The organism is Corynebacterium sp. HMSC071B10 (assembly GCF_001814825.1).
Classification (GTDB): Bacteria; Actinomycetota; Actinomycetes; order Mycobacteriales; family Mycobacteriaceae; genus Corynebacterium.
In genome coordinates this window covers 99,010-108,257 of the sequence record NZ_KV817977.1, presented here as the reverse complement: position 1 = coordinate 108,257, position 9,248 = coordinate 99,010, and the positions used below count along the sequence as shown (strand labels likewise).

Genomic DNA, 9,248 nt, shown 5'->3' with positions numbered 1-9,248 from the left:
ACCCACACACCAACACAAATCCCCAGCACAGAGGACATATTTCGCGCTTGTTAACACGCGCTATTGAGCCCGCTTCACGTTCACTGCGCCGAACAGGTACGGAACGATTATGCACCCCGCGACGGCCAGCAGGATTCCGCTTAGTCCATAGACCACTACCGCACTTGCGGGGTCAAAGGTTCGCGGGTTTAACATCTCCCGCCCGGACATCCATGCAATGAGCACCGGGAAGAAGCTGGTGTTGGGCAACCACAGCTCCATTGCCTTTGCTGCGAGTAGGGCTGCTACTCCGGCGACCGAAAAGAGGACGAACGGGGTACGCGGAAGCGTGGCGTCGATAAGCAGCGCTGCGAGTGCACCAGACATAGCAATCAGCGCCTGGGTGATGACCACCTTGGCCGTCGTGTCGCCCGCCCACCGCTTGCGCGTGCGCCCATAAGCCTGGGCGACAGCAGCTGAAGCAAATCCATCACCCGCGGCCCACGCCCAGTACACAAGCAGCGGCATTGCTGGCACGATTGCCGCCACCCACTCGGGCCCAAATGTCGTACACAGCCCATAGAGCGCCCCGGCGATCGCTCCGGTCAGCACAGCAAAGATCTCGAGCTTCCCGGGAAGAGAGAGCCGCCCAATAGTCTCGCGGCTCACACTTTCCCCGCCCGACAGGTGGCTGGCAAGGAAGACCACGGCCCCCAGAAGCGCGCCCACAAACGAGCTCAGCGGCGATGCCACCCCCACAAATGTGCCAGCGACCAGCAGTGTGACCGGCACGAGCACGAACAGCACTTGTTGGCATGCCCTGGAACGGTTCATGCCGTAGGCGCGGAACGCCTTCGGCTCGGGAATGAGCAGAGAAGCGACAGTCACGGTACACAGAAGTGAGCCGAGCCACGCCCATCCGCCGGCAAATGCGAAGACGAGATAAAACAGCGGGATCAGCGGAAGCTGGAGAAACCGCAGGGGCGGGCCAGCCTTAAATTGGAACCACAGGAAATCGCGGTCGAGGTGCGTCATCGGGTTCACTGCTGCACCTCCAGCACTGCCTCGAGGACGTCGCCGAGGTCCGCGGCCTGGGTGCGTAGGCCCATTTCGGCGGCGGTTTCTGCGGGGATGATGGCACGGGCACCGGTGGCGGAGCGTCGATAAGCAAGGGCCCCGGCGGGTTCGTCGAAGTTGCCGGTGGCGATGACGTAGCCGTCGGCATCCTCTGCGCGCAGATGCTTGTCGACGCTCCCCTGCCGCCCCAGCACGAGCGCCGAGTCCAGGATCTTGGCGGCGTCGTCGATGTGGTGGGTGGCCATGATGAAGCATCGCTCGGACTCGGCGTGTTCGAGGAGGTGCCGGTAGAAGACGGAGGTGTTGTGGACGTCGAGGCCGACGTAGGGCTCGTCGAGAAGCGTGAGTTCTGCGCCGGAGGCAAGCCCGATGACGATGCCGACCATTGCCCGCTGGCCGCGGGAGGCCTTGCCATAAGCAGTCCTCGCCTGCGCGTCCAGTCCGAAGTCACGCATGAGTACGTCCGCCGTGTCCTGCGACCAGTTGGGGTAACGCTTCGCGGCCGCGGCGACCACATCAACGAGTGCCCACGAGGCGGGGTACGGGGTGTCCACGCCCGTGAAGCAGACGCGGTCCATCACGCTTGCGCGGTCGAAGGGCTGCTCGCCGAAGACGGTGAGCTCGCCGCCGGAGGGTTTGAGCTGGCCTGCGATGAGCGCGAGCAACGTGGATTTACCGACGCCGTTGCGGCCGAGGAGGGCGTGGATGCCAGAACCGGGGAGCTCGAAAGAGATGTCAGTGAGGACTTTGTGTGACCCAAAGTCCTTTTCCAGGTGATGCGCGTGAATCATTGGTACATTCCTCTGCTTTCTGCGACGCGGTCGATAAGGGTGTGCAGGGTGTCACGGTCGTAGCCGAGGCGAACAGCCTCGTCGATCGCGGGTGCGAGGTAGTCGCCGGCGTAGCGCTCGCGGCGAGCCTTCATTGCCCGCTCGCGCGCCTCGGGGGTGACGAACATGCCGAGGCCGCGGCGCTTTTCCAAGATGCCAGCATCCACGAGGATCCCCAGGCCCTTGCGCGCGGTGGCTGGGTTGATCTCGTGGAAGGCGGCGAGCTCGTTGGTTGAAGGTGCGCGCTCGCCGGGGGCAAGCGTGCCGTCGACCACCAAGTCCTCCACCAGGCGGGCCACCTGCACGAAGAGTGGCTCTGTATCGGCATTCATGGCGTTATCCCTGCATACTCATGTGGGTTGGTTAGTTACTCGAGTAACTAACACGCTAACTGCGTTATGGCGTGAGCGCAAGGTTCGCTGAAAGAGGTAGACCTCGCACGCTGATTCAGGCACACTGGGGAGGTAAACAACCTTTAGCAACGAAAGAATCGGAATTTAGGAGCCATGCTTGAACGCACTTTGGTGTTCGTCGACACGTCTTACCTACTCGCGAGCTTTTACAACTCGTGGGAAATCGGCGCTCGATCCCAGTTAGAAATCGATTTGCCCGAGGTCGTGGCAAGCCTCGGCACCATGATCTGCCAACAACTCAGCCAACCTATCCACCGCCAGTTCTGGTACGACGGCATCCCGGACTCGGGCCCGCACCGCTACCAGCGCGCGCTACGCACCTGCGACGGCGTGCAACTGCGCACCGGCCAACTCATCGAGTGGGGCGACCGCCGCACGCAGAAGGGCGTGGATACTCGCCTCGTCGCGGACCTGGTGGTCAACGCCACCCGCGGCCAGTTCACTGATTTCGTGCTCGTCTCCGGCGACGCGGACATGATCCCGGGCGTGGAGGAGGCCACCGCCAGCGGCGTGCGCGTTCACCTCTACGGCTTCGGCTGGGATTCCATGTCCTCGGCGCTGCGCCACGCGTGCGACACCACCACGATCCTGGACCCGCGCGAGGACTTCGCCGACGCCATGCAGCTCCAGGTCCTCGAGGGCCCGCTGCCCCCGTCGATTAGGGAGCGCCCGCTTGCCGACGCCGCGCCGCTCGACGAAGCCGAAGGCCCCTCCCCCGTCCCGCTCGGCCCGGATCCGCTGGCACCAGAGGAGCCAGAGGAGGAAGCGGAGCCTCCAGCGAAAACCGAGGAAGCTCCAGAGCCTGTCGAGCCAGCAGAGCCCGAAAAGCCTGCTGAGCCAGAGAAACCCATCGAAGCCCCCGCCGATGCCCCCGAAACCCCGAAGCCCGCGCCGAAGCCGTCCATGATGGCCCCACGCCGGAAGCTGCGTTCTCGCTACGTGCCGCTGCCGGAAGAGGTATGGACCTCAGCCGGGTTCCAGACCCCCTACGACGTGGGCCAGCAGTACGCGGCGTGGTGGTACGACAACGCCGCCTCCTCGGAGCAGCGCGACAAGGCACACATGCTGTCCGGGGGCGGGCTACCGCCGGAGATCGACCGCCCGCTTCTGCAGTTCGCCTGCGAAACACTGCACGAATACACGCTGAGTGAAACCCAGCGCGTCAATCTTCGCGATGGGTTCCACTCAGGGATTCGTGGCGTGCTGATTAATATCAGCCGCGACTAATCCTCTTCCGGGGCCTCGATGGCCTTCTCTGCAGAATTCATCGAAGCGCGGATCTCGTCGAGCTTGCTGGCGGCCTTGATGTCGGTGCCAGCGGTCTCGATTTCCGCCATCCGGTCCCCCAGGGAGTCCCTGGCCAGCTCCTGCGCGCCAAGGGCGGTGGCGTAACGCTTCTCGATCTTGTCGCGCACGCCGTCCAAGGTCGGCACGTTGTCGTTCGCGCCGAAATGGTTGATGGTGTCCATCGTCTGCGCGGTCTGCTCCTGCATTTTCGCCTGGTCGATCTGCGACTCAAGCTGCTGGGCCTGCTGCGTCTGCTCGCTCAGGCGCACCTCGGACTGCTGCAGCTGGGCCTGCGCCTCACGCGCGGCCTGCTCAGCCCCGGCGTGCGCCTGCTTGGTCTGCTCCAGGTCCTGCTCCACGGCCACGAGCTGGGAGGCCAGCACCTCGGCGGTGTTGTTGTACTCCTGCGCCTTGGCCGCATCCCCCTCCGCGTTCGCCTTGTCGGCGGCCTGGAGCGCGATCCGCGTCTTCTCCTGGAGTTCTTCCTGGGATTTGATCAGGCGCTCGAGCTTCATCTCGAGCTGGTTGCGGTTGCCGACGATCGCAGCCGCGTGCTCGGCGATCTCCCGGTGGTTCTTCTGCGCCTGCTCCATCGCCTGCTGAAGTTGAACCTTCGGGTCAGCGTTCTCGTCGATCTTCGAGTCGAACGACTGCATGAGGTACTTCCAGCCCTTGGAAAATGGGTTCGCCATGGTGGTGTCCTTTCGGTCTACTCGCCCTGCTGCTGCGCGATTTGGGCGCGCACCTCGTCCATATTCAGCGCCTTGACCTGACCAATGAGGTCGTCGAAAGCGGCCGGCGGCAGGGCACCCGCCTGACGGAAGACCAGGATACCGTCGCGGAAGGCCATGAGCGTGGGGATGGAGGAAATCTCCAGCGCGACGGCGAGCTGCTGGTTCTCTTCGGTGTCTAGCTTGGCGAAGGTCACGTCCGGGTGCGCCTCGGAAGCCTTCTCATAGGTCGGCGCAAACTGGCGGCAGGGCCCGCACCATGCGGCCCACGCGTCGACGAAGACGATGCCGTCCGCGCTGACTGTGGATTCGAAGGTGTCCTCAGTGACGTCAATGGTGCTCATAGTTCTACTCCTTAGAGTGGTTTGTTAACGTTGCTCCAGTTCCAACACTAACAATGGCGATTGTATTCACGAGGTACATCGAGGGCATGACGAAGAATTACAAAATTTCCGGCGAGGCTAGCGAAGTCGCGGTGGATTCGCTTATCGACGAGGTGCGGATGGTCGACGGCACCTTCGACGTTGAAATCGACGTTGCAGAGGGCCGCATGACGGTGACGGGGGAGAACTTCAGCGACGCCGATATCGAAAAGGCTGCGCAGGAGGCGGGCTTTAGTATACTTTCGCCAGATACCCCCTAGGGGTATAGTCGCGGGTGTACGTGACACTCCAAAAAGAAAGGACACTCACTATGGATACCCGCGAATTCACCGTTGAAGGCATGACCTGCGGCCACTGCGAGCTCAGCGTGAAAGAGGAAATCGGCGAGATCGTCGGCGTCACCGAAGTCACGGCCGACCACACCACTGGTGCCGTGACCGTGACCGGCGAAGGCTTTGCCGACGCTGACGTAGCCAAGGCGGTTGCCGAGGCCGGCTACACCCTGAAGTAGCCATGACAAGCCAGATCGAGCTGGGCGTGACGGGCATGACCTGCACGTCGTGCTCCTCACGCGTCCAGCGCAAGTTGAACAAGCTCGACGACGTCACCGCCGCGGTCAACTATTCCACCGAGACCGCCACCGTCGACTACGACCCGGCGACCACCACGCCCGAGCAGCTTATCGACGTCATCCGCACCGCCGGGTACGACGCTTTCGTGATGGGAGATGAGACCGACGAGGCAGCGTCGATAAGCGAAGCGCGCGACGAAGAGGCAGACAGCCTGAAGCACACGACCATCTGGGCGGCGCTGCTCAGCCTGCCGGTGATGGTGCTGTCGATGGCGCCTGCGCTGCAGTTTCCCAACTGGGAGTGGGCCGCGTTTGCCGCGACCACCCTGGTCTACTTCGCCGCGGGGTCGGTGTTCCACCGTGCGACGCTGGTGAACCTGCGCCACGGCGCGACCACGATGGACACGCTGATTACGCTGGGCACGACCGCGGCGTACGTGTGGTCGATCGTCGCGCTGTTCGTGTGGGAAGACGTGGCGGACATTTATCTGGAGACGGTCTGCGTCGTCATCACCTTCCTGCTGCTCGGGCGCTGGTTTGAGACCCGCGCGAAGGGGCAGAGCTCGGAAGCGTTGCGAGAACTGCTCCAGATGGGCGCGAAAGACGCGAGCGTGCTTCGCGACGGCCAAGAGGTCCGCGTCCCCATCGCCGAGGTGCAGGTTGGCGACACGTTCGTGGTCCGGCCCGGCGAGAAGATCGCCACGGACGGGCGCGTCGTCACCGGCCACTCGGCTATCGACGCCTCCATGCTCACCGGCGAATCCGTCCCCGTCGAGGTCGGCGAGGGCGATCAAGTCACCGGCGCGACGCTGAATACCTCCGGGCGGCTCGTCGTGGAGGCGACCCGTGTCGGCGAGGAAACCACGCTGGCGCAGATGGGCGCGCTGGTCAAGGACGCGCAGTCCGGCAAGGCACCGGTGGAGCGCCTGGTGGATCGGATCTCGCGGGTGTTTGTGCCCACCGTCATCGCGGTCGCTGTTGTGGCGCTGGTCGGCCACTTGCTCTTTGGCGACGGACTGAGCGACGCCTTCCGCGCCGCAGTCGCCGTGCTGATCATCGCGTGCCCCTGCGCGCTCGGTCTGGCCACCCCCACCGCGATCCTGGTGGGCACCGGCCGCGGCGCGCAGCTCGGCCTGTTGATTAAGGGCCCGGAGGTGCTCGAGTCGACGCGGCAGGTGGACACCGTGGTGATGGACAAGACCGGCACGGTCACCAGCGGCGAGATGGAAGTCGTCGACGCCTCTGATAGTGAAACGCTGCGGCTCGCCGCCGCGGTCGAGGCTGGCTCCGAGCACCCGATTGCGCGCGCCATCGTGCGTGCCGTGACTGGCGAGCTGCCAGAGGCCACCGACTTTGTCAACGAGCCTGGCCTGGGCGTCTCCGCCACTGTTGAGGGCAAACGGGTCAGAGTCGGGCGGCCAACGCAAGCGAATGAAGAATTCCGCACTGCGGAGGAGTCAGGCGCTACTGCGGTTGCCGTCGAGGTTGATGAAAAATATGTCGGCATGGTCGCCGTGCGCGATACGGTGAAGCCAGATTCGGCGCGTGCCGTCGCAAAGCTGCGCGAGCTTGGGCTGACCCCGCACCTGCTCACCGGCGATAACGCCGGGGCTGCCCGTGCGGTGGCAAAAGAGGTTGGCATCGACCCGGAGCACGTGACGGCAGGCGTGTTGCCGGAGGACAAGGTGAACGTGGTCCGCCAGCTCCAGGAGCAGGGCCACCACGTGGCGATGGTGGGCGACGGCGTGAACGACGCTGCCGCGCTCGCCCAGGCAGACCTCGGCCTGGCGATGGGTGCGGGCACCGACGTGGCCATCGAGGCCTCCGACATCACGCTGATGCACAACTCGCTGATGTCCGCCGCGGACGCCATCCGCCTCTCGCGGCGCACGCTGCGCACCATCAAGGGCAACCTGTTCTGGGCTTTTGCCTACAACGTGGTGCTCGTACCCGTGGCGGCGCTGGGGTTGCTCAACCCGATGCTGGCTGGCATCGCGATGGCGTTTTCCTCCGTGTTCGTGGTGAGCAACTCGCTGCGCCTGCGCGGGTTTAGCGCCGCGCGCGGTTAAAGATGCGCCCGAGCAGGCCGCGAATGGTCTGCTCCTCCGTGGCCTGGTCGATGGCGTCGATGCTGCGCGGCAGGTTGTACAGCCGGGTGGCGTCCCCCGACTTGGCCACGGTGATGGAGGGGTCAAGCTTGGCCATGGTGCCTGCACAGGCCCCATCGGCGTGGATGGATCGAATAGTCATGGCGCTTCCCTTTCCTTTCAGTACCGTAGGTTTGCGCTAGTACTTCAAGGATCGTAGCCACAAAACCGCAGGCTGTCACCGTTGGAAAGGCAAACCTTACCCGTGCGCCATGTTGACGAAGCGGGAGTAGTGCAGCTGGTGCGCCACCGGAATCGTGTCGATTGGGCCGCCGCGGTGCTTCGCCACGATGATGTCCGCCTCGCCTGCGCGCTCGTCGTCGCGATCCTGCGAGTCCGGGCGGTACAGCAGGAAGACCATGTCGGCGTCCTGCTCCAGCGAGCCGGATTCACGCAGGTCAGCGAGCTGCGGCTTCTTGTCAGTACGCGCCTCGGGGCCACGGTTGAGCTGCGAGATGGCAATCACGGGAACCTCGAGCTCCTTGGCCAGTAGCTTGAGGTGGCGGGAGAACTCGGAGACCTCCTGCTGGCGGGACTCGACCTTCTTGCCAGAGCTCATCAGCTGCAGGTAGTCCAGCACCACCAGGTCCAGGCCGTGCTGCTGCTTGAGCTTGCGCGCCTTGGAGCGGATTTCCATCATGGTGAGGTTCGGCGAGTCGTCGATAAACAGCGGGGCATCCTGGATTTCGCTGAGGCGCTGGGTGAGCTTCTCCCAATCACGCTCCTCCATGTTGCCTGAGCGCATGGAGGAGAGCTTGATCTCCGTTTCCGCTGAGAGCATGCGCATGATGATCTCGGAGGCGCTCATCTCCAGCGAAAAGATCACCGAGGTCTTGCCGTGCTGGATGGAGCAGGAGCGCATGAAGTCGAGCGCGAGCGTGGACTTACCCACGCCCGGTCGCGCCGCGATGATGACCATCTGGCCTGCGTGCAGGCCGTTCGTGAGGTTGTCCAGGTCGGTAAATCCGGTGGGCACGCCCTGCTCGAGGCCGCCGCCAGAAGCGATCTGCGTGAGCTCGTCGATAGTCGGCTTGAGCAGGTCGGAGAGCACCTTGTAGTCCTCGCCGCCGCCGCTGCGCGCGATATTGAAGACTTCCTGCTGCGCGCGGTCGACCAGTGCCTCGACCTCCATGCCCTCGGCCCCCTCGTAGCCGTACTGCACGACGCGGGTACCGGCGTTGACGAGCTGCCGTAGGAGAGACTTTTCCTCCACAATTTCCGCGTAGTAGCGGGCGTTTGCTGACGTCGGCACCTCCGAAATCAGCGTATGCAGATACGACGCACCGCCCACCCGCTCCAGCTGGTTGAGCCTGTCCAGGCGCCCGGCGACGATGAGGACGTCGATCTGGCTGCCGTCCGCAAAGAGATCGAGCACCGCCTGGTAGATCAGCTGGTGGGAAGGGAAGTAGAAGTCTTCCTGCTGAAGGCTCTCCACCACGTCAAGGACGACCTCCTGGTTCAGCAGCATCGCGCCGAGTACGGAGCGCTCCGCTCGCTCGTCGTGCGGGGGCTGCCGGTACTCCTGCAGGTCGCCCCGCGCTTGACTGAAGTTGGACTTGGCTGGCTTCCGCGTGTTGGCGGCATAGTCCCCAAAGTCGTCGAAGTCGTCCCGCGGCTCGGGCGGCAGGACGTAGTCGTCGTCAAAACCGTCGAGTGCATCTCCAGCCATGTGTTTCCCCTTAGATGTCGTTCCGGACATTTAGCGTACCCCGCGACACCTCTCCCCGGAAGTTATCCACAACCCCCTGTGGACAACTTTGCGGTATTCCCAGGGGTTCGCCACACGGGTGTGGATAGGTTGTGGATAACCATGTTTTCCGTCCTGCACAA

11 protein-coding genes are annotated in these 9,248 nt (G+C 64.0%); 4 read left to right on the top strand and 7 right to left on the bottom strand.

Features of this window, described 5'->3' with window-relative positions; all coding sequences use genetic code 11:
* Positions 1-60: 60 nt before the first annotated feature.
* The 3 genes from HMPREF2990_RS02170 to HMPREF2990_RS02160 are packed head-to-tail and all read right to left on the bottom strand — an operon-like array spanning position 61 to position 2,218.
* Positions 61-1,023, bottom strand: coding sequence for a hypothetical protein (locus HMPREF2990_RS02170; protein ID WP_070762494.1), 963 nt, complete (start codon positions 1,021-1,023; stop codon positions 61-63).
* A complete protein-coding gene (locus HMPREF2990_RS02165) occupies positions 1,020-1,847 on the bottom strand; it encodes an ATP-binding cassette domain-containing protein (RefSeq protein WP_070762493.1) in 828 nt (275 codons plus the stop codon). Before HMPREF2990_RS02165 ends, HMPREF2990_RS02170 begins: the two co-directional genes overlap by 4 nt.
* Positions 1,844-2,218, bottom strand: coding sequence for a GntR family transcriptional regulator (locus tag HMPREF2990_RS02160; RefSeq protein ID WP_070762492.1), 375 nt, complete (start codon positions 2,216-2,218; stop codon positions 1,844-1,846). Before HMPREF2990_RS02160 ends, HMPREF2990_RS02165 begins: the two co-directional genes overlap by 4 nt.
* Before the next feature lie 174 nt (positions 2,219-2,392).
* Here HMPREF2990_RS02160 and HMPREF2990_RS02155 point away from each other — a divergent pair, with 174 nt between their 5' ends.
* Entirely contained in the window at positions 2,393-3,526 is a 1,134-nt protein-coding gene (locus tag HMPREF2990_RS02155; protein ID WP_070762491.1) for an NYN domain-containing protein, read from the top strand.
* Here the strand turns inward: HMPREF2990_RS02155 and HMPREF2990_RS02150 are convergent.
* Positions 3,523-4,278 (bottom strand): PspA/IM30 family protein, encoded by a 756-nt coding sequence (locus tag HMPREF2990_RS02150; RefSeq protein ID WP_070762490.1) that lies wholly within the window; start codon positions 4,276-4,278, stop codon positions 3,523-3,525. The genes HMPREF2990_RS02155 and HMPREF2990_RS02150 overlap by 4 nt on opposite strands.
* A 17-nt stretch (positions 4,279-4,295) precedes the next feature.
* Positions 4,296-4,661 carry a thioredoxin gene (trxA, locus tag HMPREF2990_RS02145; protein WP_070762489.1) on the bottom strand — a complete coding sequence of 122 codons (366 nt, stop codon included), beginning with the start codon at positions 4,659-4,661 and terminating at the stop codon, positions 4,296-4,298.
* Positions 4,662-4,714: 53 nt separating this feature from the next.
* Here trxA and HMPREF2990_RS02140 point away from each other — a divergent pair, with 53 nt between their 5' ends.
* The 3 genes from HMPREF2990_RS02140 to HMPREF2990_RS02130 are packed head-to-tail and all read left to right on the top strand — an operon-like array spanning position 4,715 to position 7,340.
* A complete protein-coding gene (locus HMPREF2990_RS02140) occupies positions 4,715-4,960 on the top strand; it encodes a transporter (protein ID WP_246817402.1) in 246 nt (81 codons plus the stop codon).
* Positions 4,961-5,010: 50 nt separating this feature from the next.
* Positions 5,011-5,211, top strand: coding sequence for a heavy-metal-associated domain-containing protein (locus HMPREF2990_RS02135; RefSeq protein ID WP_070762488.1), 201 nt, complete (start codon positions 5,011-5,013; stop codon positions 5,209-5,211).
* Between the two features lie 2 nt (positions 5,212-5,213).
* Entirely contained in the window at positions 5,214-7,340 is a 2,127-nt protein-coding gene (locus tag HMPREF2990_RS02130) for a heavy metal translocating P-type ATPase (RefSeq protein ID WP_070762487.1), read from the top strand.
* Here the strand turns inward: HMPREF2990_RS02130 and HMPREF2990_RS02125 are convergent.
* Together HMPREF2990_RS02125 and dnaB are read right to left on the bottom strand one after the other, a co-directional pair.
* Positions 7,321-7,521: a hypothetical protein gene (locus HMPREF2990_RS02125; RefSeq protein ID WP_038593065.1), complete on the bottom strand. Its 201-nt coding sequence runs from the start codon at positions 7,519-7,521 to the stop codon at positions 7,321-7,323. The genes HMPREF2990_RS02130 and HMPREF2990_RS02125 overlap by 20 nt on opposite strands.
* Positions 7,522-7,617: 96 nt before the next feature.
* Positions 7,618-9,087, bottom strand: coding sequence for a replicative DNA helicase (gene dnaB / locus HMPREF2990_RS02120; protein WP_070762486.1), 1,470 nt, complete (start codon positions 9,085-9,087; stop codon positions 7,618-7,620).
* Positions 9,088-9,248: the final 161 nt, after the last annotated feature.